Origin of the sequence: Myxococcus llanfairpwllgwyngyllgogerychwyrndrobwllllantysiliogogogochensis (assembly GCF_006636215.1) — a bacterium.
Taxonomy (GTDB): domain Bacteria; phylum Myxococcota; class Myxococcia; order Myxococcales; family Myxococcaceae; genus Myxococcus; species Myxococcus llanfairpwllgwyngyllgogerychwyrndrobwllllantysiliogogogochensis.
Window position 1 is genome coordinate 1 of record NZ_VIFM01001023.1, and the last position, 385, is coordinate 385.

1 protein-coding gene is annotated in these 385 nt (G+C 60.0%); it reads right to left on the reverse strand.

Translation table 11 applies throughout. The annotated features are described in order from the left end of the window. Positions 1-2: 2 nt before the first annotated feature. Positions 3-385, reverse strand: a 383-nt coding sequence (locus tag FJV41_RS56700) for an AMP-binding enzyme (protein WP_438616805.1), incomplete at its 5' end; no start/stop codon positions are given.

A 385-nucleotide genomic window follows, 5' to 3' on the forward strand; every position in this document is an offset into this window, starting at 1 on the left:
ACTTACGATGGCATGGTAATGGCCTGCTTCTCTTCGAGCAGTTTTTCCACGACGCCAGGATCGGCGAGGGTCGAGGTATCGCCGAGGTTGCTGGTGTCGCCTGCGGCAATCTTACGCAGAATGCGGCGCATGATTTTGCCCGAGCGGGTTTTCGGCAGCGAATCGGTCCAGTGCAGCACATCCGGCGTCGCCAGCGGGCCGATCTCTTTGCGTACCCAGTTACGCACTTCGGCATACAGCTCCGGCGTTGGTTCTTCGCCGTGATTGAGCGTCACGTAGGCATAGATGGCCTGGCCTTTGATGTTATGCGGGATCCCCACCACCGCCGCTTCGGCGATTTTTGGGTGTGAGACCAGCGCCGATTCGATCTCGGCGGTCCCCAGAC